Source organism: Pedobacter zeae (genome assembly GCF_014196715.1).
In the GTDB taxonomy this organism is placed as follows: Bacteria; Bacteroidota; Bacteroidia; order Sphingobacteriales; family Sphingobacteriaceae; genus Pedobacter; species Pedobacter zeae.
Map to the genome: position 1 here is coordinate 1,230,387 of NZ_JACIEF010000001.1, position 26,383 is coordinate 1,256,769.

21 protein-coding genes are annotated in these 26,383 nt (G+C 38.6%); 6 read left to right on the plus strand and 15 right to left on the minus strand.

Translation table 11 applies throughout. From position 1 onward, the window contains the following. Positions 1 to 147 precede the first annotated feature (147 nt). The 6 genes from GGQ60_RS05185 to GGQ60_RS05210 all read right to left on the minus strand — a co-directional run bounded on the left by GGQ60_RS05185 (position 148) and on the right by GGQ60_RS05210 (position 8,827). Entirely contained in the window at positions 148 to 510 is a 363-nt protein-coding gene (locus tag GGQ60_RS05185; RefSeq protein ID WP_183760534.1) for a hypothetical protein, read from the minus strand. 51 nt (positions 511 to 561) lie between these two features. Then, positions 562 to 1,656 (minus strand): MBL fold metallo-hydrolase, encoded by a 1,095-nt coding sequence (locus tag GGQ60_RS05190; protein ID WP_183760536.1) that lies wholly within the window; start codon positions 1,654 to 1,656, stop codon positions 562 to 564. A 139-nt stretch (positions 1,657 to 1,795) separates the two neighbouring features. Next, positions 1,796 to 3,352: a SusD/RagB family nutrient-binding outer membrane lipoprotein gene (locus GGQ60_RS05195; protein ID WP_183760538.1), complete on the minus strand. Its 1,557-nt coding sequence runs from the start codon at positions 3,350 to 3,352 to the stop codon at positions 1,796 to 1,798. Positions 3,353 to 3,379: 27 nt separating this feature from the next. After that, on the minus strand, positions 3,380 to 6,748 hold the full coding sequence (locus GGQ60_RS05200; protein WP_183760540.1) for a SusC/RagA family TonB-linked outer membrane protein: 3,369 nt from the start codon (positions 6,746 to 6,748) through the stop codon (positions 3,380 to 3,382). 201 nt (positions 6,749 to 6,949) lie between these two features. Continuing rightward, complete coding sequence (locus GGQ60_RS05205; RefSeq protein WP_183760542.1) at positions 6,950 to 8,098, minus strand: FecR family protein; 1,149 nt, start codon at positions 8,096 to 8,098, stop codon at positions 6,950 to 6,952. Positions 8,099 to 8,239: 141 nt separating this feature from the next. After that, the gene (locus GGQ60_RS05210) at positions 8,240 to 8,827 is read right to left on the minus strand and encodes an RNA polymerase sigma factor (protein ID WP_183760544.1); all 588 of its coding nucleotides are present in this window, start codon (positions 8,825 to 8,827) and stop codon (positions 8,240 to 8,242) included. Positions 8,828 to 9,488: 661 nt separating this feature from the next. Between GGQ60_RS05210 and GGQ60_RS05215 the strand changes: the two genes are divergently transcribed. Continuing rightward, positions 9,489 to 10,505: a LacI family DNA-binding transcriptional regulator gene (locus GGQ60_RS05215; protein ID WP_183760546.1), complete on the plus strand. Its 1,017-nt coding sequence runs from the start codon at positions 9,489 to 9,491 to the stop codon at positions 10,503 to 10,505. Positions 10,506 to 10,525: 20 nt separating this feature from the next. Here the strand turns inward: GGQ60_RS05215 and GGQ60_RS05220 are convergent, their stop codons facing one another. Beyond that, the gene (locus GGQ60_RS05220) at positions 10,526 to 11,443 is read right to left on the minus strand and encodes a helix-turn-helix transcriptional regulator (protein ID WP_183760548.1); all 918 of its coding nucleotides are present in this window, start codon (positions 11,441 to 11,443) and stop codon (positions 10,526 to 10,528) included. Between the two features lie 101 nt (positions 11,444 to 11,544). On the opposite strand from GGQ60_RS05220, the gene GGQ60_RS05225 reads away from it, so the two are divergent. Then, on the plus strand, positions 11,545 to 13,611 hold the full coding sequence (locus GGQ60_RS05225) for a TonB-dependent receptor plug domain-containing protein (protein WP_183760550.1): 2,067 nt from the start codon (positions 11,545 to 11,547) through the stop codon (positions 13,609 to 13,611). A 27-nt stretch (positions 13,612 to 13,638) separates the two neighbouring features. Further along, positions 13,639 to 14,733: an HmuY family protein gene (locus GGQ60_RS05230; protein WP_183760552.1), complete on the plus strand. Its 1,095-nt coding sequence runs from the start codon at positions 13,639 to 13,641 to the stop codon at positions 14,731 to 14,733. A 208-nt stretch (positions 14,734 to 14,941) separates the two neighbouring features. On the opposite strand, the gene GGQ60_RS05235 is transcribed toward GGQ60_RS05230, so the two are convergent. The 4 genes from GGQ60_RS05235 to GGQ60_RS05250 form a co-directional block, all read right to left on the minus strand. Continuing rightward, positions 14,942 to 15,121 (minus strand): BF3379 family histone-like protein, encoded by a 180-nt coding sequence (locus GGQ60_RS05235; protein WP_056096518.1) that lies wholly within the window; start codon positions 15,119 to 15,121, stop codon positions 14,942 to 14,944. A gap of 181 nt (positions 15,122 to 15,302) precedes the next feature. Then, positions 15,303 to 15,887, minus strand: coding sequence for a biliverdin-producing heme oxygenase (locus tag GGQ60_RS05240; RefSeq protein WP_183760554.1), 585 nt, complete (start codon positions 15,885 to 15,887; stop codon positions 15,303 to 15,305). Between the two features lie 85 nt (positions 15,888 to 15,972). After that, entirely contained in the window at positions 15,973 to 16,392 is a 420-nt protein-coding gene (locus tag GGQ60_RS05245; RefSeq protein WP_183760556.1) for a response regulator, read from the minus strand. 1 nt (position 16,393) lies between these two features. Beyond that, positions 16,394 to 18,607, minus strand: a complete 2,214-nt coding sequence (locus GGQ60_RS05250; protein ID WP_183760558.1) for an ATP-binding protein — start codon at positions 18,605 to 18,607, stop codon at positions 16,394 to 16,396. Positions 18,608 to 18,749: 142 nt separating this feature from the next. Here GGQ60_RS05250 and GGQ60_RS05255 point away from each other — a divergent pair, with 142 nt between their 5' ends. Then, a complete protein-coding gene (locus GGQ60_RS05255; protein WP_183760560.1) occupies positions 18,750 to 19,118 on the plus strand; it encodes a response regulator transcription factor in 369 nt (122 codons plus the stop codon). Between the two features lie 295 nt (positions 19,119 to 19,413). Here the strand turns inward: GGQ60_RS05255 and GGQ60_RS05260 are convergent, their stop codons facing one another. Both GGQ60_RS05260 and GGQ60_RS05265 read right to left on the minus strand, forming a co-directional pair. Then, the gene (locus GGQ60_RS05260; protein WP_183760562.1) at positions 19,414 to 19,566 is read right to left on the minus strand and encodes a hypothetical protein; all 153 of its coding nucleotides are present in this window, start codon (positions 19,564 to 19,566) and stop codon (positions 19,414 to 19,416) included. An 11-nt stretch (positions 19,567 to 19,577) separates the two neighbouring features. Further along, positions 19,578 to 19,946 carry a SpoIIAA family protein gene (locus GGQ60_RS05265; RefSeq protein ID WP_183760564.1) on the minus strand — a complete coding sequence of 123 codons (369 nt, stop codon included), beginning with the start codon at positions 19,944 to 19,946 and terminating at the stop codon, positions 19,578 to 19,580. A gap of 138 nt (positions 19,947 to 20,084) precedes the next feature. Here GGQ60_RS05265 and GGQ60_RS05270 point away from each other — a divergent pair, with 138 nt between their 5' ends. Further along, the gene (locus GGQ60_RS05270; protein WP_183760566.1) at positions 20,085 to 21,197 is read left to right on the plus strand and encodes an alpha/beta hydrolase; all 1,113 of its coding nucleotides are present in this window, start codon (positions 20,085 to 20,087) and stop codon (positions 21,195 to 21,197) included. 98 nt (positions 21,198 to 21,295) lie between these two features. Here the strand turns inward: GGQ60_RS05270 and ku are convergent, their stop codons facing one another. Next, on the minus strand, positions 21,296 to 22,066 hold the full coding sequence (gene ku, locus GGQ60_RS05275) for a non-homologous end joining protein Ku (RefSeq protein ID WP_183760568.1): 771 nt from the start codon (positions 22,064 to 22,066) through the stop codon (positions 21,296 to 21,298). Between the two features lie 209 nt (positions 22,067 to 22,275). Here ku and GGQ60_RS05280 point away from each other — a divergent pair, with 209 nt between their 5' ends. Next, a complete protein-coding gene (locus GGQ60_RS05280) occupies positions 22,276 to 24,546 on the plus strand; it encodes a glycosyltransferase family 4 protein (protein ID WP_183760570.1) in 2,271 nt (756 codons plus the stop codon). Positions 24,547 to 24,804: 258 nt separating this feature from the next. On the opposite strand, the gene GGQ60_RS05285 is transcribed toward GGQ60_RS05280, so the two are convergent. Continuing rightward, positions 24,805 to 26,271: a glycoside hydrolase family 130 protein gene (locus GGQ60_RS05285; protein WP_183760572.1), complete on the minus strand. Its 1,467-nt coding sequence runs from the start codon at positions 26,269 to 26,271 to the stop codon at positions 24,805 to 24,807. Positions 26,272 to 26,383 lie beyond the last annotated feature (112 nt).

Below are 26,383 nucleotides of genomic sequence, written 5' to 3' on the forward strand. Positions count from 1 at the left end.
ATCTTCCAAAAAAAAATGGCATTCAATTTTGTGGCTAGCTAAGGCTAAACTTAATTGATGATGCCAGTTATAATCGGGGTTTAAAATGTTCAATCAGCAGTTGGTTATTCAGAAAAATTATCTGCTGCAAATTTAGCTATCAAATTTTTAAATCCATTCTTTTTCTTTAAAGTGGGTATGGATAATTTCGATCAGGGTTTCCACTTCCTTTAGTTTAGCATCATCCAGCTGCACAACTCTTAATCCGGCTGTGTTTTCTCCAAAAGCAATAAGTTGTTGGTTTTTTGTGGAAAATTCGTCTGTATTTACCTTAACTTCTACCTCATTGCCGTTAATATAAACACCGGTAAAAAAACGTTCAGTAACCTTTTCTCCATTTTGTTTTATGTTTTTCTCGCTGTATAAATCGTAACCTGTTTCAGAATTTTCGTGTACAGTATAACCCATGGTTGCGTAAGGTTGTATTCCCGCTCTAATGGTCTGAAAGATTTCTACAAGATCAGTTTTCATAATTGTATTTGATTTTAGGATTAAACACCACAGTACAATTATTGTTTAAATTTATTCTTTAAGCCACCAATTTTCTGTTGGCAAATATTCATTTATAATTATGGTTTCACCCAATTTCGGGGTAACTAAAGGAAGCTGCTTTGCCGCTGCAGCTAAAACCACTCTTTTAACGGGCTCGTTCCAGGGGTGCATGGCCAGACTAAACTTGCCCCAATGAACGGGCATTAAAACTTTGGCTTTTAAATCGATAGCAGCCTGCACTGTATCTTCAGGAAACATATGTATATAGGGCCAATAGGCATTATACTGTCCGCATTCGAGCAAAGCAAGATCAAATGGCCCGTATGTTTCGCCAATTTGGGAAAAGTGCTTATCATAGCCGGAGTCGCCCCCTAAAAACAGTTTACAGTTAACGGTTTTTAATACGAAGGCCGACCAAAGTGTTTGATTGCGTTTAAATTTTCTTCCGGTAAAATGCCTGGCCGGAACAGCTGTTAATTCGAGTTTATTGAATAAAGCTGTTGCTTCACCCCAGGCCAATTCGGTAATTTTATCTACGCTAATTCCCCATTTTTCTAAATGTTCGCCTACGCCAAGTGAGGTAACAATTTTTTTCACCCCGGGTGCAATGGTTAATATACTCTGATAATCGAGGTGATCGTAATGGTCGTGCGTAATCACCAACACATCAATGTTTTTAAAATCAGCTGCTTTAACTACATCTGTACCAGGAAAAGCTTTGCTGCCAATAAAAGAGAAAGGCGATGGCGCTTTGCTGAAAACCGGATCAACCAAAACCCGCAATCCATCAACCTTAATTAAATAAGATGAATGTCCAAACCAGATAATTTCTGGCGCATTGCTTTTGGGTTCGCTATCCAGGTCAGGCTGGTTAAAGGGAAGCGGTTTTTCTGGTATTTTACCCGGATGTTTCTCGAAAAAGAAGGCCTTTAATATGGTGAAAAAACTTACGCCTTCGGGTTGCATTGGTGTAACCGAAAGATTTTGCAGGGCACCCTGGCTATAATTGGGTAACTGCCGTGTTTTGGCCAGCCGTAATCCCCTTGGTAAACGGCCAAAAACGGGTAAATTGGTAATGACCACAAATGCAACAACGATAAAAAGTATTATATACAGGACTATCATCTTATTAATTAATGGAAGCAAAATATGAATATGCTTTTATAAAAATAACATGCTTTGCAGATATGACGAATGGATTACTTAAAGCAAAAAAGTTCTCCGGTATTAACGCGGAGAACTTTTGAAATTGGTTAAGAGCGAATTATTTTAAAAGCCACATGGCCTGGTTTACATCATCGCTACCACCATACTGGCTGGCAACCGCAATCGAAAGATTGGCCGAATTGTAACTCAGCTCGTTTGATGGATACAACCACCTTAATGGAAAATTAGTAGATGGCGAATTTAAATTCGTGGTCGAATTCAATTTAAATACCGGATAACCGGTTCTTCTGTTTTCGAACCAAGCCTGGTATTTGTTGCCTTGCAAAAAGCTGGCTAGATATTTTTGCGTAATGACCTGTGCTATTTGCTGCTCAGTTGAACCGGTTAGGGCTACGGTAGCCGGAAAAGCATCGATATAAGCAGCATCCATTTTCATGTTGTGATTATAATCAGCCAGATCTGGTGTGTATTGTGCGATGAATTTCATCGAGTTGGTAATGCCATTGGCATAATAGGTTTGTGCAGGTGTACCGGTTATCCACCCGCGAATGGTAGCTTCGGCCAGAATAAACTGCAAATCCCAATAGTTAAAAACACCAACAGGCTCGGCATTTACCAGATTTACGTAACGGGTATTGATATCGGCATAATCTTTATTTACCCTTCTGGTTTGTAGACTCGAAAAAGAATCGGAAGGCTCTACACCCGGATAAGCTGCAATATCGCTTTGCGAAACACCTGCAGCAATTTTAACCGGCGACGGTTTTGCATAGTAAAAAAGCCTTCTATCGCTGGTTGCCTTTAAGGGATCGAGCAAGACGTTGGTTAACATGGTATAATTCGATTTAACAAATGAGTTGCCTGATCCGGCAGGCACATCGCTCCAGGGATAATTCTGGCCGGCAGTTGCATTATAGGCTAATGCAAAATTATCATTGTAATCGCGCATTAACGGGCGATTGGCTACAATATCCTTAAAACGTTCGATCACTTTTAAATCTGCATCACCTGTTTTTTTATAGAGATTAATTAATACATGCAGCTCAAAACTATTGGTTAATCTTCTCCATTTATCGGTACTACCGGCAAAAATGGGATCACCTTCGAAGGTTGCTCCCGAAGCGAATAAGGTATTGGCTTGATCCAGTTCGCTTAAAATACCCAGAAAAACCGTTTTTTGACTATCGTATTTAGGTTGTAATATCGCATCCGACTCGCCCTTAACTGCGTCGGTGTAAGGAATATCGCCCACCTGCATAGTCGTCATAAAAAACTGCCAGGCTCTGATAAAATGCCCCAGGGCCTGATACGATTTCTTTAATGCGTCGCTGGTGGCATAATTTTCCATTGGCGTAATATTGCGCAGCAGGGTTATCCGGTTAAAATCTGTCCGGCTAATTTTATTGTATTGAAAGTTTTCCTGCCCTTCGCCCCAGGTAAGGTACTTACCTAATAAGAAAGGCTGCATGAAAGATTTGGTGCTGCTGATGTCCCCACGGGTAATGTTTAATATCATACCGGTGGCCAGCATAGCCGAGTTTACCTGCGTTGTTGCATTTGGGTTGGTATTAATATCATCGAACTTGCTGCAACCATTACTTAATAGTGCTAATGCAGGTAGCAATAAGCTATATTTAAAAAATTTACTTTTCATAAAATCTTCTTTAAAAACAATAAATAACTAGAATCCTACCTTCAGGTTAAAACCTACCATTCGCATTGATGGCGAGTTTAAATTCTCGGTATCAACATCGGGATCTGAGTATTTGAAATTGGTCCACATAAACAGGTTCTGCCCGGTTAAAGAAAAAGATGCGCTCTTTAAACCCAGTTTTCCCGCTGTTTTTGATGATAAACGGTAACCCAGTGAAACTTCGCGCAACTTAACAAACGATTCGTTTTGTACCCTTGCATCGCCACCACGGTACCATTGTGCATAATCCTGATAACCAATAGGCACATCATTTACGGCGTACTTACGGGTATCGCTGGTAATCTGGCCATACTTATCGTAAGTAACGCTGCCGGATATTACTTTAACACCCTGGCCCACATAATTATTCTGTCCAAGCACTACCTGGTTGTAACGGTATTGGTTATCTGTTTCCGGAGCAGTACCCGAATCGAACATTTTGTCGTACACGTAATTGTACATTAAGCCACCGATACGGCCATCAATATTAACAGCCAACGACCAGTTTTTATAAGTAAAATTATTGATGAAACCAAAGCTGAAATCAGGGTCGCCATAGCCCAGTTTTTTCACATAATCGCTCCAAACGGGGTAACCACTTTCGTGAATTACATTACCTTCAGGGTCTTTAACCCAGTAATTATCGGTATAGGTATCTAACCGTTCGCCCTTTTTCACCCATAAATTATCGGCAGAGTATACCGGATCGAGATTTACATAATATCGGTGCTGGTTAGACCAGTTGATGGTAGAATACCATTCGAAATCTTTATTTCTGATTACAGAACCGTCTACCGTAATTTCAAGACCTCTTCTTTCGTAGGTTTCCTGGGTATTAACCAAAGTAGTTGAGAAACCCGAAGATGCCGGGATTGAAGTACTTACCTGCTGGTTATAGTAATATTTATTAAAATAAGCGACATCAAAATGCAGGCGTTTCTTAAATAAATAACCTGCAGCTCCAATTTCATAGGTTCTTTGTGCACTTGGCAGCAAACTGTTACCCAATAACGACGATGGATAGCTCGCAGCATTTAAAGTATTCCATGCAGCAGTTGTTGTACCGAATGTTCTGTTAGTGGCGTATACCCCTAAAGCTGTTTTAAATACGGCCCACGAACCGCGGATTTTGAACATATCAATTACCTTAGGCAATTTTACCAGTTCTGAAACTACGATACTTGACCCAATGGATGGGTAAAAATAAGAACGTGATGCTTTAGGTTGGGCCGAGTTCCAGTCGTTTCTTCCCGTAAAGTCGAGGAAGATGGCATCATTATAGCCAACAGAAGCCCTGCTGTACAAACTGTTAATCTGCCTGGTGCTGTATCCCTGCGATACCGTTGGTGGCTCTACAGAACCGGCTAAAGAATAAAAAGTGGGTGAAATTAAACCATTTTTAGTTGTTCCACTTAACGATTCGTCAATGAAATAATAAACGGTTCCACCGGCCAAAGCATCGATGGTAAACTTATTCAGTTTCTTTTTATAGCTCAAGATTACGTCATCATTGGTACTGAAACCTTTGGCATCCTGAATAGAATACATCCCTTTTGCATTCCATCCGCTACCATTGACCGCGCCACCACGGGTAGAATAGATATTAGCTGTTGGATTGCGGAAAGTAGTTTTATTATTATAGTTATCGTAGCCTAATCGCACCAACAAATTAAAATCCTGGTTAATCTGATAATTTGCGGTAACATTAGCATTTACCGTGTTGGTTTGGATACCATTTAACTTCTCATAGGCAATTAAATATGGATTGTCGTACCAGTTGGTATACATCCAGTTTTGTGTTTTATAAGGTACTTTCCAGTAATCTTTGTAATCACGGATATCGTATTCGGTACCTGTCCACATAATTAACTGGTACAAATAACCCTGGTTGTTATAACCACCACCCCAAACCTGATCGGCCCAGCGGCGGCTAACGCCCATATGGCCTTCCAGCTTAAATTTATCGCTTAGCTTCATCTCTCCTGCCATGGTTAAATTTACCATATTGAGATTTTGATTTGGGAACTGTCCTTTGTTATAGATATCATTTAAGCCGATCCTGAAGCTGCCTTTATCGCCGGTTTGAGCAATGCTAATGTTGTTGTTTAAGATAATACCGGTAGACATAAAGTTCTTCAGGTTATCTTTCCCTTTCGATACCAGTGGCATGTTGTCTTCAAATTGCTTGGTTACCGGGTTCCAATCTCTTGCAGTTTTACCGATATCCAGCTTAGGTCCCCAAACATAATCGTTATCAATTACACCATTTTGTCCGCGGCCATAAGAGCTTTGCACCTCGGGTATAGCCAGAAAACCTAACGAAGCCATGGTATTGCTATTCACATCGATTGAAAAACCTTTATCGGATGCACCTTTTTTGGTGGTAATTAACATTACACCACCAGCTGCGCGCGAACCATACAATGCTGAAGCAGTAGGGCCTTTAAGTATATCTACGCTTTCAATATCATCAGTCGGTACATCCCTTAATGACATGTTACCGTAAGGCACACCATCAATAACCAGCAAGGCACTTTCGCCCCGGAGCTCGATGGTAGGTCTGGCATTAAATTCGGTTGAGTTTTTGATCACCAAACCAGAAACCCTTCCGGTTAGTGAAGTAGCTACATCAACCCCTTTAACCGTTTGCAGTTCTTTACCGGCTACTTTTTGTACGGCATAACCCAACGATTTTTCTGAGCGTTTAATCCCCAGGGCGGTAACAACCACATCTGTTAATTCAGTTGTGGTAGCCTGTAAAGAAATACTGTAATCGCGCTTACTGTCTATTGTAATTTCCCTCGTGGTGTAGCCGATAAAAGAGACGATGAGCGTTGTACCAACATTGGCGTTAATAGAAAAATAACCATTGGCATCTGTTCTGGTTACGGATTTTGTTTCCTTAACCATTATACTTGCCCCAACAATCGGCAGGCCGTTTTCATCCAGTACTTTGCCGGTAATGATTTCGAAAAAGGGATTGGATATGAGCTCGCTTTTTTTTCTGAGTACAATTGTTTTATCGAATATTTTATAGCTCAGGAGTTGATTTTTAAAACATAAATTCAGCACCTGCTCCAGGGGTGCGTTTTTAACATCAATACTTACATTGTGGGCATTTTGCAATTCGAGGTTGTCGTAAAGAAAAACATATTCGGTTTGTTTCTCTATCGACTTAAATATCACTTCTATCGAAACATTTTTCTGTTTCAAAGTGATGTTCTGACTATAAACACTTGCACTTACCTGGCACAGACATGCGAATAAAAATAGTGCGGTTAGCTTCATCACCAATATTAATTGTGTGGGCTTACGCCGGATTAATGATCCTGGCGCAAAAAAAATACTGAAATTCATGATTGAATTTGGGTTTAAACATAATTGCTTAGATAACTTATTGTATTCCTGCCGCAGATTGCTGGCCTACAGGAATTAATCCGCCCAAGGCAAATTAAGTGGTACGAACACTTTGCATTGCTTCTTTAGCAGACTGAAATCGAATGTCAGGAGTATTATATCTTCATATGCTGCGTTTTATAGTTTGATTTGGTTTGGTTATTATTTAGGATTTACTGTAATCTGGTTGTTTTCTATTTTGCAATGAATGCCGCTGTAAGCCAGCATTTCGACTAATTTTACGACACTTACATTTCTCGGTATTTTTCCGGAGTATTGCTTCGCCGGGATTTTTCCGTTGTAGATTACTTCAGCATCATACCAGCGAGAAACCTGGCGCATTACTGAGGGAAGATCTGATCTGTCGAATTGGAAATAACCATTTTTCCAGGCAACTACCGCCTCCAGGTCTGCAATCTCATTTACTTTAATACCAGCAGTTTTAAGATTTAAACTGGCCTGCTGACCGGGTTTTAAAAGCGCTTTTTTATTTCCCTGCTTAATTTCTATGCTCCCCTCAAGCAAGGTGGTGCGCTGATATTCTTCATCTGCATAGGCGTTTACATTGAAATGTGTTCCAAGCACCTGGATATCAGATTGATTGGTGTGTACAATAAAAGGTTTGGTTTTATTTTTAGCCACCTCGAAATATGCCTCTCCGGTAACTTCTACTTTACGTTCTTTCCCCACAAAGGCAGTAGGGAATCTAACCGAGGAGCTTGCATTTAGCCAAACTTCAGTGCCATCAACCAAAATTAAATGGTATTGACCTCCCCTTGGTGTACTTACTGTGTTTATAGCTGCTGCCTCTGCTGTTGAATTACCTGTGAACCGGTAAAGCAACTCGCCACTTTTTGTTTTAATTACCTCGACACCAGATTGGTTGGCCACCTGCCCGTCTGAAGTTTTGTTAAGAATGATTTGTGAACCATCTGCCAGTAACAATACCGCATTATTTCCACCCGGAACAATTGGCTTTTTATTAATTTTTGCAATTGTGGATGAAACTTGCGGGCGGCTGTTTTGCTTAAAATAAATATAAGTACCTGCCATGAAGGCCACCAAAATAACTGCAGCTTTAAATGGCCATACATCATTTAACCTAACCCGTTTAGGTTTAGCACTTTTTTGTATACGGGAAGTTACCCGGCTTAAAATTTGTTCTTTAACCTCTATATCCTCTGACTGATTTAGGGTCAATTCAGCACCATCTATACGCTCGTACCATTCCTCTACCAGCTTTTTTTCTTCGGTAGTAGCAGTTTGGCTATTGTACTTTTCGATTAAATCTTTGATTTCGGTCGTATTCAAAATAGTGGCTTTTAAAGGTATATACGGTTACCCGGCATAAAGTACCATGGCATTTTTATTTTTTTTAGAAAAATGGTTAAACCTGCACTAAAGGCAAACAAAACCTTTATTTATAACATCTTGTGGTGATCAGAGAAAAAATTATAAGTGTTTGGCTATAAAGATTGCCAATAGTGCAAGTGACGAATCGTAATCTTTTACCCGTGCACGTAAGCGCTGATAGGCCATTTGAAGCTGATTTTTTACCGTTTGTTCAGATAACGAAAGATCCTGTGCAATTTGTTTGATAGAAAGGTCGTCTTCGCGTTTAAGCAGATAAATTTCTTTCATGCGCATTGGCATACGCTCAACTTCGGCATCAATGATGGTTTTCAGTTCCTTTTCTAAGATTGTATTTTGCGAATACACATCTGCAGGAGCTACATTAGTCGTTACACTTACGGCATACTTTAAACGTACGCTATCTTTTTCGTAAAGTTTTAAGATTTTATTACGGAGTATCGCAAACAAATAAGCCAGTACACTACTTTCAGCATCTAATAATTCGATCTTATCCCACAAACTTACAAATACATCCTGAACCAGATCCTGGGCTAAATCGGTGCAGTGTACCTTTTTATAAGCCTGTTTGTAGAGCGCACTCCAATAAGCATCGAACACCAGGTTAAATGCTTTATTCTTGTCTAATTTGACCAGAAGAAAAAAGTTACTTTCTAATTCTTTGTACATAAACAATTGGAGATGACGATTGAGGTTTTTAAGGTGCGCCAAAGAAATAACATCATTATTAACCTAATGTTAAATTTATTAAATTATTTAATACAGTGCAGTTAAATTAAAAAAATGCAATTACAAAAAAGGATAATTTGCTGATAACGGGTTGCGGCTTTTCTGTGCAAAGAGGGCTTCTATTTATCCTTCTGGTTTATGGGTGATCTGTTTGGTTAAATATTTTGCGATGCAAGGTAGTATTCTTACATCAAATTATCCTGTAAAAAAATGCTTAAAATTTATACCTTTGAAAAGGGTTAAACATATAGCTTAGATAACTTTTGTACCTGCATGCAGGAATAACCCAATTTGGCGGGGAGTGGTACGAACACTTCTCGTCTTTTTGTTTAAATACCCCTCTAAATTGAGGGGTACTTTTGTTAATCATTGGGTTATGTTTTAAGATTATTTATCAATTTTGGTTTTTTTAAGGACTAAAATTGCTTTCCATTTATAATTTTTATATAATTATTTTTTAGAACGTGGTACCTTTAGTTTTTCCGAAAATATTGATATTTATATAACCGGGAAAAGAAATGAGGAAAAAAAACAACGCAAACGTTTGATTAATTTTGTAATATTAAATATTGGAGAAATTTAATGTAGTTTAGCACTTACAATGCAATCGAAACCAACCACCATCAAAGAAATAGCCAGGATTTTAAATATTTCACCTTCTAGTGTTTCAAGAGGATTACATGATCATCCCAGCATTGGAGCCGTAACGAGGGAGAAAATCAAACAACTGGCCAAGTCTCTAAATTATGAGCCCAACAATGCTGCAATACTTTTTCAAAAAGGTAAAACCTATACCATTGGTGTAATTTTGCCTGAACTCTCCGAGCATTTTTTTTCTATTGCCATATCGGCAATTGAAGATGAAGCAATCAAAAAAAACTACACGGTTATTTTTGCTCAATCGCACGATAATTATGAACAAGAGGTAAAGCTCGTTGAAAAAATGAAAAACCAGCGGGTTGATGGTTTATTAGTATCCATCAGTAAAGACACTTCAAAATTTGATCATTTCGAAAAACTGAATTCTTTTAATATCCCGGTTGTATTTTTCGACCGCATCCCTCCTTTTAAAAACGTACATTATGTTGCCTGCAGTTTGGAAAGTGCTACCATAAAGGCAGTTAACTACCTTCTTAAGAAAGGCCACAGGAGCATTGGCATGATCAATGGTCCAAATACATTGTATGCCAGTGAGGAACGTAAAGAGGGTTATATGCAAGCCATTAACTTTAACCGTTTAAAATTCGACCCTACGCTGGTTTTGAATTGTGATTTAACCGAACAAGGCACTATTGAGGCTGCTGAGCAGTTTTTAAACCATAAAAGAAAACCGACAGCCATTGTAGCTTTTAATGATTATGTGGCTCTTTTTCTGATCAAATACTTCAAGAAGCTGAATGTAATCCATGATTTTGATATTGTAAGTTATGCCAACCTGCCCATTATCAGTTACCTCGATAACTCGCCTGTAGCCTCGGTAGAACAATATCCATATTTACAGGGACAAAAAGCAGCGAACATCTTGCTTGATCTGATCCATAGCCCAAATTCGGAGAAACAGGCCTATTACAATACCATAGTAGAATCAGATCTGATCGTAAACGAAGTAAAGGAATAGGCAAACGTTTGCGCTGTGTTTTAGTTTTTATTTAAACTGCCAGGTAAAATGTGGTACTTCCTTTTAAAGGCGGCAATAAAGTGCTGTGCATTTTTATACCCTACTAAAAAGGAAACTTCGTTTACACTCTTTTTTTCTTTCGAGAGAAAATAGTGTGCCTTTTCCATCCTCATCTTATAGAGGTAACCAAATACTGTATAGCCTGTTAATTCTTTAAAGCCTTTTTTGAGTTTATAATCGTTAATACCAACTTTACGCGAAAGTTCGATCAGGGAATTTGGCTTTTGCAGGTTGTGTTCTACCAATTGTTTCGCCAGTATAATCTTATTGATATCATCCTGCTTAAAAGTAACGTTCTGCTTTTCCCTGTGCTGGTTGAGGTATACAATAATGAGCTCAAATATTTTAGCCTCCAAAAACAGGCACTTTGCCCTACCCTCGTGTTTATCGTTAATGATTTGCTGCAATACCTGAAGGGTTTCCGGTTTGATCGATTGTATTGTATAAGGTAGCCTGACGATTCCGGTACCCGCAATCTGGTTAAAATAAGTTTCGCTAAGTTGTACATACAATAACCGAGAAGATTCACTTACCCTGAGTTCCAGTGACTGAACGCTGCCCAAATTAAGATCCTGCTCACTCCTCTGCAGTACGGAATAATCCTGATTTTCATAGCGATATTCGATGGACCCGCTTAAGCAGAATAGAAATCCGGTGTTTGGTTGCGAATACTCCAGTAAAAAGGTTTCCGGGCATACAGGATTAACCTCGATTAACACCATATGAACTCCCTTAAACCATTTTTCTTCCAGCTGTAACCGAACGGTTTCACTTTTCCATTGCATAACTGTTTCATCAACAGCATGATTGCTCTCGATATGATGGGGAAAGGTATTCCGTGAAATCAGCTTTCCACCGGCAGCGCATTTAAATTCCATATTGATTAATCCGTTTCACGGTATTAATTATCCGTTGAACGTTATCTGTTTTTAATGTTTATGCACAAATTTGCATAATTATTTATAATTAGTCTAAATAAATGAAAATATATTTATCAATTGCTTTATCGGTTTGTGGATTGGTTGCTGTGGCTCAGGAAATTAAAATTGACACCATTAAGGCAAATGATTTAAAAGATGTGGTGGTTACGGGTCAGTACGGACCGCAAACGCTAAGAAACTCCGTTTACAACATCAGAACGATTAGTGCTGAACGCATAAAATTAAGGGCGGCCACCAATGTGCAGCAGGTTTTGAATACGGAACTGGGCTTCCGCTTCAGCAACGATTTAACTTTGGGTACCACAGACGTATCCTTAATGGGAATGACGGGCAGAAACATCAAAATTTTGCTTGATGGTGTGCCAATGGTAGACCGTTCGGATGCGAGAGAAAGTTTAAACCAGATCGATATCAATACCATCGACCGGATTGAAATTGTTGAAGGACCCATGTCGGTAGTATATGGTACCGATGCCTTAGCGGGTGTAATCAATATCATTACCAAAAGAGGTAATGGAAAATCGCTGCTAAGCTTATCAGCAAGAGTACAGGAAGAAACGGCGGGTAACGAATACGAAGCGTTATCAGGCAAGGGTAACCATACCCGTAATATCAGTGCCAATTGGAAAAACGACAACTGGACCGTACTTGCCGGTTTTACGCATAATGATTTCGGTGGCTGGAACCTGGCTTCGAAAACAGCTACCCTAGCTGAAGTGAGTGCCGTACCCAACCGCTGGAAACCAAAATCGCAATACCTGGGCAATACTAAAATCGGTTACCACAATGATCATTTCAATATCTGGTACCGTTTGGACGGATTAAAAGAAGATATCGATGTACGGTATGGTTTAAACCCGAATACCTACAAAGGTTTGTTGCAAACCTATACCACCCACCGGTATACACAGCAGCTTCAATCAGAATATAAAATCAGTAACAACCTGCATTTATCGGCCATTGCCGGCTTCACCAATCTAGACCGGGCAACAAAAACAGTAATCCACGATTTCAGCAATAATACCCAAGAATTATCAACCGGCGCCGGCGAACAGGATATCGCGAAGTTCAATTCTGCCATTTTTAGGGCAAATGCAGTTTATACCCTCAATAAATCAGTATCCTTTCAGCCTGGTTTCGAATTTAACCGTGATGCCGCCAGCGGCCAAAGAATAAACGGTTCGCCTGTAATCAACGATTATGCAGCTTTTATCTCATCCGAACTTAAGCTGACTGATGGCATCAATATCCGACCGGGGTTAAGGTTTATCAAAAACTCCATTTATGATGCCCCCCCTGTAATCCCGTCGTTGAATACCAAATTTGTACTGACCAAAAACCTGGATCTGCGTTTGGCTTATGCCAGGGGTTTCCGTTCTCCGGCATTAAGGGAACTGTATTATGATTTTGTAGATGCCAGTCATAATATTTTAGGCAATCCTAATCTAAAAGCAGAAGAATCGAACAGTTTTAATGGCTCATTGGCCTTGGCGGGTGCGCAGGTCAGGGATTTCCGGTTCCGTTCTACCTTATCCGGATTTTACAATGAGTTTAAAAACCGGATCGAATTTGGTTTCGATCCGGCAAACCCAAGCATTACTACGCTGATTAATATCTCCAAATACAAAACAACCGGAGGTACCCTGGAAAATACACTGATTTTTAAAAACCTTCAGGCTACACTTGGGGTATCGTACATTGGGAGATATAACGATTTAAGCGAAAACGAGAACCTGCAAACGCCTGAATTTGCGTGGGCTACTGAGGTAAACTCGAACATCACCTACGCTTTTACCAGGCTTAATGGAAGCATCAGCCTGTTTTATAAATACACCGGCAGTTTACCGAGCTACCAGTTGGCCAGCAACAATACGGCCACATTGGTGAGGGTTGGCGATTTCCATACGGCAGATTTAATGCTGAATAAAAACCTGTTCCGCTATTTAACGATTAATGCAGGAGTTAAAAACCTGTTTAACGTAACACAATTAACCAATAGCTCAACAGCTTCAGGGGGTGCACATAGCACTGGTGGTGCGGCAGTACCTTATAGCTACGGACGCTCTTACGTACTTGGCCTGATTTACAACTGGGATAAACGCTAATATTTAAACAACATAAATACCATAAACATGAACAAATTTAACTCAATGATCGCTATTGCTCTCATAGCAGCAACTTTTACAGCCTGTAAAAAAGATACGGAAGAACCTGTTGTGGTGGTTCCGCCATCAGATGGCAGCACATTAACGCTTAATGGATTAATTGGTGCAGAAACCGGAAGTGCAGCTGGAAACAGTGTTTTTGTTGATTTTAGTACAGATAAACAAACAGCTGTTGCAAGGGCAGCGTGGGATTTAGGCTTTTACTGCGGAGCTGATTTCAGGGTTATTTTGAACAATACCACCAGTGCCGGTGCAAAAGTAATTACTACTGCAAATGCCAGTCTTGCAACGGTTGGCGAAGCAGACACATTAGGATTAACCCTTGCTGTTAGCCAGGCAAATCCATTACCTGCCCATTTTGCTTTCTTTGATGCAATTGATGGTAATCTTTCTAATACTGTAATTCCGGCAGTTTCAGCCACGGCTGCAGAAAATAAAGTAATTATTTTAAACCGTGGTACCGGAGGGGGTATTGCAGCGAAATCGTGGATCAAACTTAAAGTAACCAGAAATGCTTCCGGTGGATATAGTTTGCAATACGGAAAGATCAAAGAAACAACCAATTTTACAACTGTTGATATTCCAAAAGACGGCAACTTTAACTTTAAATTTGTATCCCTTAATAATGGTGCTGTAGTAAATGTGGAACCAGAAAAAGCAAATTGGGATCTGGTATGGACCTATTCTGTTTATCAGACAACTTTTGGCAGCGATCTTGTTCCTTACAATTTTTCTGACCTGGTATTCATTAATAAGCTTGCCGGTGTTAGCGCAGCTGCAGTTTCTACCAGTACAAAATCTTATGCGGCATTCGCTGAAGCAGATCTACCTGCCATTACCTTTTCTTCTGCACGGAATGTAATCGGTTCAAATTGGAGGCTAACACAACCTGTTACCACAAATGGTGTTACTACTCCTATAGGCGTAAAAGCAGATACTTTCTTCCTGATTAAAGATGCATCCGGTAATATCTACAAGCTTAAATTCAACAGCTTCATTTCTAACGATGGCGGTACACGTGGTAAACCGGTTATCGAATATAAATTGGTTAAAAAAGGATAATGTAAGTTAAGCCTTACACCCATTAAAAATATGTTTTGTTAGTTGGATAGATGCTCTCCGCGATGGGGAGCTTTATCTTTTTATAGAGACTTTCTTAAAGACTTAGGTGTTCTGGTTTACCATAACTTTTTAGACCTCGTAAGTCTCCCTTATAATGCAAAAAGGGTTCTGGCATACCAGAACCCTTTTTGTTTCTACTCGCGAAATATTATTTTCCAGAGTTTTTCTTTTCAGTTACTTCTGCACGGATTTCTTGTGCTAAAACTTTAAGATCTTGCATTGCTTTACGCACACGTGTACCAGCAGCTGCATTGCCAGCATTATAAAATTTTTCTACATCTGCTTCAATAGCAGCAACAGCAGCTTTAACTTTTGAGAATTTTTCCATCGCTAATTGATGTTTTTAAGGTTTAAAAAATTATTTTTTCAATAATACATATTTACCTTGAATTAACAACAGAAAGCAAATATTTATTTGAAATAAGTTTTGCACATTTTCACAATCAAAAAAATGCCCTGAAACTATTGCAGGCCCATTTTTTGGATTCGGGAGATCAAAATCAGCAAGACTAAGAGAGTTGCCTTGATAAGTTGATGAGGTTATTGAAGGTTTGATTGGCGCTGTTTATACAGTGCTTGTAATCAGCCTCTTCAACACGTTCGTTCAATATAGAAACAAATTTTTTCCATCTTGTACTCAACTCATCGCCATAAACGCCGTAATAATTTAATCCGCCCTCCTGGTCTTTAAAGTTTGGATTAGCCAAAATATGCTTTTTAATTACATTTCCGCCCAAAGTGGCACCCTCAAGTACGTATAAAGCGCCTAAAACTTCTGCTGTATTTTTTTTGGGGAGATAAAGCTCGAAGTCTAAACCGGGTAAGGTTAAATTATCGATACCCCAATAATTCAAGTCTTTTTCTAATGCAGAAAGCTTTAACCTACGGTTCATCTCCAGGGCTGCTGCAGTATCGGCATCGAGCATGTTGGCTAAAGTATTTTCTAACTTTTGATGGATAATATAATTAACGGTCAACAATTTTTTGTACTGATCGATGCTTAATGAATTGTTCATAATTTCATGTACAAACATCAGCGATTCAAGCGTTTTATGGCGTTCTGCAGTTTCCGTTCTCAATAAATTGGCAATCATATAGTGTGTTATTTTTTTAAACGACCTTAAAAAAGAAAAGATCCGGGTTTAATACCCGAATCTCGCCATAAATGTTTTATAAATCCTAATTTAATCTTAAATGCTGGTTAAACCAAAAATCGTGTACAGAATGTACGCACTTAAGGAGGTTTTCGTAACCATCGGGTTTGGTAAGGTAAGCGTTGGCACCAAACTCTATTGAGGCTTTAACATCTTCAGGATTATCTGATGTTGAGAACAAAATTACCGGTACCGTTTTAAGGTAAGGGATCTCGCGTATAAATTTCAAAAGATCTAATCCTGATAGGCCAGGCAAGTTCAGATCAAGCAATATTAATTTAGGCTTGGTTTTACTTTCTGCAAAATCCAGAAGCTTTTGTAAAGCTTCGGCCCCATCATCCACTATAATTAAATTAAGGTTGTCCTTAACCTCTTGTACGGCGCTTTGCATAAAAAAAGCATAATCTATATCATCTTCAACGTAAAATATATCCGGTGTTTTCATTTTATCTGTTTTTAAAAGCTACAAAAAAAGTTGAACCTACATTTAACTTACTCTCAAACCAAACCCTGCCATTGTGTTTTTCAACAATTCTTTTTACAATAGCCAGCCCCACTCCTGTTCCTTCTATTTCCTTAACATTGTCCATGCGCTTAAAAAGCTCAAAAACCCTGTCATAGTAACGGTTATCTATTCCTATTCCATTATCCTTAACAGTGTAGATAACTTCGCCTCCATCTATATACGAAGTCACCTCTACTTTAGGCTTAGCCACCATGGCAGAATATTTTACTGCATTACCGATTAAGTTAGTGAAAACCTGAGCTATTTGGGTTTTATCTCCCTTGATGCTGAGGAGTTTCCCTAAAACCAATTCAGTTTGATCTGCTTTGAAAGCCGACCACACTTCACCCTTTATTTCTTGTAACAAAGATTCCATATCAACTGTTTCAGAAATTATCTCAGAACGGCCTACTCTTGCTAAATTCAGGATCTCTTTGATTAAGAAATTCATCTTATCGGCTCCAACTAAAATCCTGCTTAACATTTTTTGGCCATTTTCATCAATATTCTTATTTTTAAGCAACAGCTCTGCATAAGTTTTTATTGAGGTTAATGGTGTTCTTAAATCGTGCGAAATGGTATAGCTAAAGGTATCTAATTCTTCGTAGGCCACCTGCAATTTTTCGTTAAGCAGCCTGATTTCGTTGGCTTTCTTATTGATATGGGTAATAATAATTTCGCGTATCCTTAAAACGGAGGTTATTTCTTCAGCCAGCCATTTTTCGGAAGTATTATTCACCACCTGCGACCAGATCTCGAAAGATTTACGTGGAGATAGGTTCAGCAAGCCATTCTCAGCAGAAACCACGGGTTTTTCAGGATTTCCTGCCCAATTTACCGTAGTGATCATTTCGGGTTTAAACCAGATGATCATTTCGCCGATTTCCTTATTTAGCATACAGCAAAGGATTCCGGAGGCGGTTGATTTGTATTTTTTTGCCGGAGAATAGATTTCCGGAAATTGATGTGTATAATATAAAGATTCGCCAGTATTCGTTTTCAACCATTCCGAAAGTTCCCTTATATCTTTTTCTGAGGGTACATTTCCAATAGTTTTGAGCTCATTTTCAAAAATAACGGCTACTCCCGAGGCTTTGGTTGCATCCAATATGGTTCGTTTGTGTGACGTTATGGCCTCAATTAAATACTTATCACGGTTTAAATGCTCTAAAAGAACATTTGCGGTGCTTTTAAATTGTTCAATAACCTTTGAATCCTCTTCTTCCTGGCGGTATTCCAGTGCTGAGGAAAGGATCTGTCCGATCAGCTTAGCACCTTCCCTGGCTTTGTAATCTATAAACTTAGGGCTATAGTTATGACAGGCAATTAAGCCCCATAATTCGCCATGAGAGATTAAGGATATACTAAAACTCGAATACACTCCCATATTTTTAAGGTACTGAATGTGTATAGGTGATACTGCTCGCAAACTACCGTTGGTTAAATCGAGGGCTTCGTTTTCTTTAAGCGTAAGAATGGGCGAATCGGCAATGTTTACATCGGCAATTAATCTGGTTAAATTTAATTTATATAGCGCCCTGGCTTGTTTGGGAATATCGGATGCAGGATAATGTAATCCGAAAAAAGATTCTAAACCTGCTTCTTTTTCTTCTGCTACAACCTCACCATGACCGTCCTCTAAAAATTTATAAACCATGATCCGGTCATACTGGATTAGTTTTTTTATTTCCTGCGCAGCACCTTTTAACAAAGCAGAAACGCTTTTTCCTAGAAGCATGGATGAGGCAGAGCGACCTATAGAACTTTGGATGTCAAATTGCAACGTTACCGGTTCAAATTCCAATAACCAGTCGTTCTTTGATGGGGATATGATCAGATAAAACGGAAGACCATTAATTTCTACAGGATGCGGGCTGATGGCATCAAAACTTTTGCGGATAATACCCAGTTTAAGCAGGTCTTCGATATTAAATGCTACGTCATGTTGTTTAATAAAATGATTTAAGAGCGAAAGTTCTTTGTTTAGTAATTTTTTGGCCTGTTCTGATAAAAAAACACCTGCATTTTCGCTAATATAGGTAATTAACAGACTGTTCTTATCAACCGCCACCAAAAAGCCGTGTGATTGAATTTTACCGGGAATGTGAATGGGTTCTTTATCGCAATTGTTTAGGTCTACAGAAAATTTAGTCATATTGGGGGTGATAGCAACTTATTTAAGCCTACGAATTAACAAATTTTAAGCCTATTTTTTTAGAATGTATCTAATTTAATGAATTCGGATTTGAAAATTGTTTTTTATTATATATTTGCTTCAATTTAAAATCACTGCAACTTTGGCGAAGAAAAATATTTTGGTTATTGAAGATAACCATGCAATCCTAGATGTTATCACCCTTATTTTAGAAAGCGAAGCTTTTAACGTTGATGGACTAAACAAAGGTGCCGATTTTATTAACCATGTTCAGGAATTCAACCCCGACATCATCATTATGGATATTATGCTGCCTGATACCGATGGAAGGGTACTTTTAAAAGAACTTAAAGATACTGCGGCTACACAGCACATTCCTGTTTTAATGATTTCTGCCCGTTATAATGCCCATAACTATGCATTAGATGGTATAGAGGCGGATGATTTTATGTCTAAGCCTTTTAACATCGACGACTTGATGGATAAGATTTATGCATTACTGAGAAAATAGATTTTTTCTTTTACCAGCACCTGTATTTTATTCCTGTCAGTTTTGTTTTTTTTGATCAGCAAGTAAAAAAAAGAAAATCCAGCATAGGTGATTTAATACAAATATTTAAACGGAATGAATCCACTATCTTCTAAAGCATACACACTGCCTCTATCTTTATTCCGGATAAAAAAAACAGGTCTTCATTGATCAAGGCTTATGGAGAAGACTTAGAGTGAATTCATATCGGTCGTGATTAAATTATATTTCAGAAGTTCTCCTGTTACCTAACCATCGCCCTTATCACAGTATGATGTTATGGTTTTTTATGTTTAACCGACGAGGCTTTGCTCACATTTACTTTCTTGGCGTCTTTGGCTGATGTTACTTTCTCATCAGCACCTTTAGCTTTAGCATTTTTCGGTGCAGTAGCCTTGCTACTTTCTTCCGGTGTTTTAGAATTTTTCATCTTCTTTATTGTTAATCTTCAGTATTGAGCCAGGCCTTTGCCTCTTCTATTTCATTGGGCTTAAAACCTTTTGATTTACCAGGTGTAGCTAACGTAAAAACATCAGTAAACCACTCTACTCCCTTTTCAGCACTAACTACTGCAATTTTTTTCCATTTGTTAAAATTTTGTAGGCCCGCTTTAACATCCTGTACCCAGGCGCCGGCCGTGAAATTTTTAACATCGGTTTCTAAAACGAGCAGGTATCTGATTTCGTTAAACCGCTTGGCGGTTCTTTTCAAACCTGTTAATAAAACGCTCTTTATATCGTCACTTGTTACTTCGCCGGTAGCCCTTACACCAAAAATATGGTCCGGTAATCCTGTTATCTCTGTTAGCATAACTATTTTCGTTTAGATAAAAACACATTAATTCGTCAAGAAGTTTGTTATTTAAATAAATTTTGAAAAGTTTATGTACCGAGAAAACACTTGTCTTATTGATCTTGTTATAAACCACAGGTATACAAAAACAATCTCATGAAAAACAATGCGTTAAAATCTACTGCTGCTGTCTCTCTAGTAGCCATTTTGCTTTCAGCCTGTACGGGTGGAATAAAAAACACTGCTGCTACCGATTCGACGACAACTGATTCAATGGTAGTGGCAGGGTTAAAACCTGCGGGACCTGCACCGGAGTGGGGAAAAACAATCAAGCCTGAAATGCAGGTCGTAATAGAAAAATTAAGTAGCTACGAGGATAAACCTTTAGAAACTTTAACTGCCATTGAGGCACGTAAGAATCATACCCCAACAGATGCTGTAAGGGATTTAATCAAACAGAATAACATTGTAGTGCCGGTACCGAAAGTCGATACCGTGGGTAAGGATATTGATGAGGGTAAAATCCATTTGCGTATTTATACCCCCAAAGATGGAAACGGACCTTATCCACTCATTGTGTATTATCATGGTGGCGGTTTTGTTATTGCAAACTTAGATGTTTATAATGCATCTGCACAGGCTTTGGCTGAACAGGTTGGTGCAATCGTGGTCTCTGTAGCGTACCGCTTAGCACCTGAAAACAAATTTCCTACTGCGCATAATGATGCTTTTACGGCGTACGAATGGGCGGTAAAAAATGCTGTAGAGTTAAAGGCAGATCCAGCTAAGATTGCTGTGGTTGGCGAAAGTGCTGGCGGAAATTTAGCTGCAAATGTATCTATTATGGCCAGAAACAAACACATTATGCTCCCTGTTCACGAAGTTTTGATTTATCCTATTGCCCAGGCAGATACGAATACTGAATCTTATAAAAGGTATGAAAATGCCAAACCCTTGAATAAACTAATGATGGGTTGGTTTACAGAACAATACTTAAACACGATGATCGAAGCCCAAGATCCAAAAATATCATTGGTAAACGCCAATTTAAAAGGCCTTCCACCAACAACAATTATTACTGCAGAAATAGATCCACTACACGATGATGGGGTTATGCTCGCTGATAAATTAAAAGCTGCCGGGGTAAAAGTTAACACTAAAAATTACGAAGGTGTAACACATGAATTTTTCGGTATGGCGCTGCTTGTACCCGAAGCGAAAGCTGCCCAGGCCTATGCCGCTGATCAGTTAAAAGCCGCTTTTAAATAGTTTTGCATTGTTTTTGGCGTAAAATGTTAAAAAGATCAATTGCAATTTACCAGGCGGTACACCATACCTTATTTATCAATCCTATGCCCTGATAGCGCTTAGGCTCCTTTCTTGGATCCTAAGCTCTTCATCAATTGATCATACAGATCATCACTTGTGGCTTTTTGTGGTTTCATCTTTTTAACGGTTGCCCGTTTTCCTTTGGCCTTTGCTTTAATAATCTTCAATAATTCGTTACTATAATCATCTTTAAATGCACTCAGGTCGAATTTTGAGCTGTATTGTTTAATCAAAGCCAATCCTACATCCATTTCTTTTTTGGTGATGGTCACATCATTAACCTTTTTGATTTCTGATAAGCTCCTGATCTCCTGTTCAAACCTGATTTTTGTAATTACAATTACATTTTCCATGGGATGAATGACACAAAGGTTCTCCGTATTCCGGAGAACAAACCTGGCCACACCAGCTTTACCCGATTTCTCTAATGCTTTTAATAATAAACAATAGGCTTTTTTGCCCTGCTTTTCTGGCTCTGTATAATAAGAAGTTTCGTAGTAAATAGGATTAATGTCTTTGATATCAACAAAATTCTCCAGTTCAATAATTTTGGTTTTTTCAGGTGCCGCTTCTTCAAAATCGTGCTTGTCTAAAATAACATACCTGTCTTTTAAAAAATATCCCTTAACTATTTTATCATAGGGTACCTCTTTATGCGTATTTTCATTCACCCTCAAAAATTTGATCTTCGCCTGATCGCGTTCATCAAGCATATCCAGATCGAGTGCACTGTTCTGGACACCAGAAAACAGTTTAACCGGGATGTTTACCAAACCGAATCCGATAGAACCCTTCCATATTGACCTCATAGCTAAATATTTACTGGTTAACAAGTGCCTAAATCATATTGTTTTGAGTTTATTGATTGTAATTCTATTAAATAACAAACTATTTAGATTTTACAATGTTATTTAACTATCAATCTGACATAAATACAGGTAAAACGTTTATGATTTTCCAGGGAAAAAGGAAATAAAAGATCATGATTGCTTCATTACCATTGAAAACATTAATAAAGATGAAAATAGCTTACATTTCTACCTACCCTCCCCGCGAATGTGGTTTAGCTACCTTTAATCAAAATTTAGTTAAGGCTTTAAGCTTAAACCCTACTTATGATTCACAGAAAAGTTTTGTGGTTGCGTTAAACGAATCAGATGATGTGAATGAACATCATTACCCTGAGGAAGTAAAATTTGTTATCCGTCAGCAAAATCAACAGGATTACATCGAAGCTGCCGATTTTATTAATAGCAGTGATATCGATACTTGTATTATTGAGCATGAATTTGGCATATATGGCGGTAATAGCGGTGTGTTTTTATTATCGTTAATTAACAGGTTAAAAAAACCTTTTATTACCGTTTTACATACCGTGTTGAAAGAACCCAATTTTATGCAGCAAACCATTATCAAGGAAATTGCATCTAAATCGGCTAAATTGATAGTGATGAGCAAAAAGGCTGTGATGTTTTTAAGCAGCATATATCAAATTCCACAGTCATCTATTAAATTAATAGAGCATGGCGTGCCTGATTTGGAGCCTATAGCAAATAATGAAATTGCAAAGAGTGAATTATTCAGGGGTAAAAAAGTGCTTTTTACATTTGGCCTGATCAGCAGAAACAAAGGTTTAGAGACCGTAATCAAAGCTTTGCCCGGCATTGTAGCCGAACATCCGGATGTTTTATATTTAATTTTAGGTAATACCCATCCTGGCGTGGTAAAACACAATGGTGAAGAATATCGCGACAGCCTGAAAACATTGGCAAAAGATTTAGGTGTAGAAAAAAATATTGCTTTCGTTAACAAATTTGTTTCGGAAGAAGAACTGCACCAATATTTAACGGCCTGTTATCTGTACATTACGCCATATTTAAACGAAGCCCAAATAACCAGTGGTACTTTATCATATGCCATTGGTGCAGGTGCAGCAGTAATTTCTACCCCATATTGGCATGCCCAAGAGCTTTTGGCTGATAACCGCGGTAAATTATTCGATTTCAAAGATGATACTAAACTTGCAGCCATTGTTAATGATCTGTTAACTGATAGCGACAAATATCAGAAGCTGAAGCAAAATGCTTACAAATACGGATTAAACCTTCGCTGGCCTGCTATCGGGAATAACTACCTGAATGTATTAAATGAGGCATTATCAGCCGAAACCAAAGCAGCGAGAACCATCCCGCCGATTATTGATGTAGAAGGAATGCCTGCTTTAAATTTAAGCCACATCGCTTTGCTGACTGACGACACCGGAATTATACAGCATGCCCGTTTTGGTATTCCAAATTTAAAGGAAGGCTACTGCATTGATGATAATGCCAGGGCATTAATAATGGCTATAATGGCTGTTGAACAGGATAAAAACCCAAGGGCTTTAGCTTTTATGCCGGTGTACCTGAGTTTTATCCAGTATATGCAAACAGAAGATGGAAATTTCAGGAATTTCTTGAGTTTTAACCGGCAATATTTGGATGAAGTAGGATCTGAAGACTCATTCGGCAGAACCATCTGGGCATTGGGTTATTTGGTTTGTAGTGCCCCAAATAACTCCTACCGTGAGTTTGGCCGCGAATTGTTTTCACATTCTGTAAAGCATTTCAAAAAGTTAAATTATCTGCGGGGAAAGGCTAATACTATTATCGGCTTGTCGTATTACCTGTGTGCCCATCCCGGAGATGAACTGATCACTAATGAAATCAATATGTTAGCCAATTCACTGGTGGCTTCCTATAAAGAAAATAAAGATGGCGACTGGCATTGGTTCGAAGATATTTTAACCTACGATAATGCAATTCTACCGCTGGCTTTGCTTCATCATTATGATGCTACCGGAAACATGGATTCGTACCGGGTTGCAATGGAAAGTATTCAATTTTTAAGCGGTTTTTCTTTTGAAAACGGATACCTGAATCCTGTTGGAAATGCCGGTTGGATGAAAAAGCATGGTAAAAATCCGATTTATGACCAACAGGCCATAGAAACGATGGCCATGGTTTTACTGTATGCAAAAACTTTTGAGCTTACGAAGAATGATGAATACCTGAATCTGATGCATATAAGCTATAAGTGGTTTTTAGGCGAAAATAGCCTTCACATTCCTTTATACGATTTCGAGACCAATGGCTGTGCAGACGGACTACAGTTTAACAGCGTAAACAGAAACCAAGGTGCAGAAAGCACATTGGCTTATTTTATCTCGCATCTGACTGTTTTGAAAGCTGCTGAGGTAGAATATGAAACCTTGTCTTCTCCCTTAATGGAAGCAGAGAAATCAAGCTAGACCAGATTTAAATTATCTTATCATCAGCAACACTACACATAGAATTGTCAGGGTGAAGGATAATTTAGGCCAACTAAGCCTGCCTGCTATAGGGAGGCTTAGTTGTTCTTTCCTACAATGACCACATTTCCCAGGTACCTGTTAATGGTAGTCTGTAAAAGGACGTGGTATCATGTTTTTATGGCGTCTTGCTGCCGCATCTGTAACATCGATGCTGAAACAGGTTCCGCAGGGCAATCTTCCAATAAAGCTAAACCGCTAGTTATTCTCCAGCAATTTTGTCAGCAGCAATTCTAAATTTACCGTAGCAAACGAGGAGCTGTAATCAGATAAACCATATGGAATAATGAGTTCGCCATTACTAATGATTGATCCGCAGGAATATACTACATTGGGTACATAACCCTCTCGTTCATCGTTATTAGGAATAATTAATGGTTCTTTTAGATGGCCAATTTCTATACTCGGGTTTTCGAGATCCAGTAAACTTACTCCTATGCAGTATCTGCGCATAGGTCCTACGCCATGTGTAATCACAATCCATCCTTTTTCTGTTTCTATTGGAGAACCACAATTGCCGATCTGCACCAGCTCCCAATCATAACGGGGTTGCTTTAAAAGAACAGGATTTTCCCAAACATTAACTTTATCAGAAAACATCAGGTAATTGTTCCAGCCATCTATCCGGCTCATCATTACATATTTCCCTTTAATTTTTCTCGGAAATAAAGCCAGGTTTTTATTTTGGGCGCCGTCACCATAGAGCGGAATTACCTTAAACTCATAAAAATCTTCAGTTTGTACCAGTTTGGGGATAATCAAAGAACCATCGAAAGCGGTATAGGTGGCGTAGTACAGTACTTTTCCATCATCTTTAGTAAATTTTACAAAACGTGCGTCTTCGATCCCCTTACGCTCAAATTCTGAAATCGGAAAAATTACCCTGTCGGAAATGTCAGTATCTTTCGAAAAAGTTATGGTATGGTAAGTGTCTGATAGCCAAAGTATCTTGTCGTACTCGATTAAACGCGATGGATCTTCTTTATGTAAACTTTTGGAGTCTTTAATGATATTGCTTAAACTGGTGTATTCAAATTTATCGTCCAGTTTTGATTCAATTTCTTCCAGAACAGAAGGATCGATCTGTGCATAAGCGGCTTTTTTCAGGAACAGTTTTTTAACGTAAATGGCATTTTTTACAACTTCAGCTTCATCCACATAATTGCCAACCGGTAAAACCTGGATATTATTGTTTTTGTCAATCAAAGCACGCCGGAAAACAATAGAAGAAATATGCCCTTCCCCCACGGCCCTAAAACTGATAATGACCCTTTTTTCGCCTTCAACTAAATCTGTCTGGTCCGGATCATCAACAATACTCGGATTAAAGAAGGCTGCAGATTCTATTGAATATTCGTGTGTAAAGTAAGCACCAATCAGCAACCGGGTGTATTCATCAATGTCTTCAAACTGGGTGCCTAAGGCCACAAATTGTTTTTTTAATTTTTTACAGTGCCGGGTTAATATTTTGGTGATATTACGGTGCCTTTTAGAATATTCCTGTAATATGGGTGATATCAGGGAAAACACTTTGTCATCTGAAAATTCCAAAACTTTCTTAATTACCTGTAATGCTCTTTCCTCGCCGTTAAAAAAAAAGCGTGCAATGACTCTTTTGGTATCCGGGTTAACCTTAACAGGTTTACGTTCAATGTATAATCTCATTCTTAAGCTGTTTTTAATAATAATTTTAACGCTTTCACGCCCTATTCCGTCAACTTTATAGTAACGAAATTTACTTCTTAATTGTTTATAGTATTTGCACATAATTTTTACC

Excerpts from the sequence above, each read along its gene's own strand:
- GGQ60_RS05185 (WP_183760534.1), bottom strand. The coding sequence starts at position 510 with ATGAAAACTGATCTTGTAGAAATCTTTCAGACCATTAGAGCGGGAATA.
- GGQ60_RS05190 (WP_183760536.1), bottom strand. The coding sequence starts at position 1,656 with ATGATAGTCCTGTATATAATACTTTTTATCGTTGTTGCATTTGTGGTC.
- GGQ60_RS05195 (WP_183760538.1), bottom strand. The coding sequence starts at position 3,352 with ATGAAAAGTAAATTTTTTAAATATAGCTTATTGCTACCTGCATTAGCA.
- GGQ60_RS05200 (WP_183760540.1), bottom strand. The coding sequence starts at position 6,748 with ATGAATTTCAGTATTTTTTTTGCGCCAGGATCATTAATCCGGCGTAAG.
- GGQ60_RS05210 (WP_183760544.1), bottom strand. The coding sequence starts at position 8,827 with ATGTACAAAGAATTAGAAAGTAACTTTTTTCTTCTGGTCAAATTAGAC.
- GGQ60_RS05215 (WP_183760546.1), top strand. The coding sequence starts at position 9,489 with ATGCAATCGAAACCAACCACCATCAAAGAAATAGCCAGGATTTTAAAT.
- GGQ60_RS05220 (WP_183760548.1), bottom strand. The coding sequence starts at position 11,443 with ATGGAATTTAAATGCGCTGCCGGTGGAAAGCTGATTTCACGGAATACC.
- GGQ60_RS05225 (WP_183760550.1), top strand. The coding sequence starts at position 11,545 with ATGAAAATATATTTATCAATTGCTTTATCGGTTTGTGGATTGGTTGCT.
- GGQ60_RS05230 (WP_183760552.1), top strand. The coding sequence starts at position 13,639 with ATGAACAAATTTAACTCAATGATCGCTATTGCTCTCATAGCAGCAACT.
- GGQ60_RS05235 (WP_056096518.1), bottom strand. The coding sequence starts at position 15,121 with ATGGAAAAATTCTCAAAAGTTAAAGCTGCTGTTGCTGCTATTGAAGCA.
- GGQ60_RS05240 (WP_183760554.1), bottom strand. The coding sequence starts at position 15,887 with ATGATTGCCAATTTATTGAGAACGGAAACTGCAGAACGCCATAAAACG.
- GGQ60_RS05245 (WP_183760556.1), bottom strand. The coding sequence starts at position 16,392 with ATGAAAACACCGGATATATTTTACGTTGAAGATGATATAGATTATGCT.
- GGQ60_RS05250 (WP_183760558.1), bottom strand. The coding sequence starts at position 18,607 with ATGACTAAATTTTCTGTAGACCTAAACAATTGCGATAAAGAACCCATT.
- GGQ60_RS05260 (WP_183760562.1), bottom strand. The coding sequence starts at position 19,566 with ATGAAAAATTCTAAAACACCGGAAGAAAGTAGCAAGGCTACTGCACCG.
- GGQ60_RS05265 (WP_183760564.1), bottom strand. The coding sequence starts at position 19,946 with ATGCTAACAGAGATAACAGGATTACCGGACCATATTTTTGGTGTAAGG.
- GGQ60_RS05270 (WP_183760566.1), top strand. The coding sequence starts at position 20,085 with ATGAAAAACAATGCGTTAAAATCTACTGCTGCTGTCTCTCTAGTAGCC.
- ku (WP_183760568.1), bottom strand. The coding sequence starts at position 22,066 with ATGAGGTCAATATGGAAGGGTTCTATCGGATTCGGTTTGGTAAACATC.
- GGQ60_RS05280 (WP_183760570.1), top strand. The coding sequence starts at position 22,276 with ATGAAAATAGCTTACATTTCTACCTACCCTCCCCGCGAATGTGGTTTA.
- GGQ60_RS05285 (WP_183760572.1), bottom strand. The coding sequence starts at position 26,271 with ATGAGATTATACATTGAACGTAAACCTGTTAAGGTTAACCCGGATACC.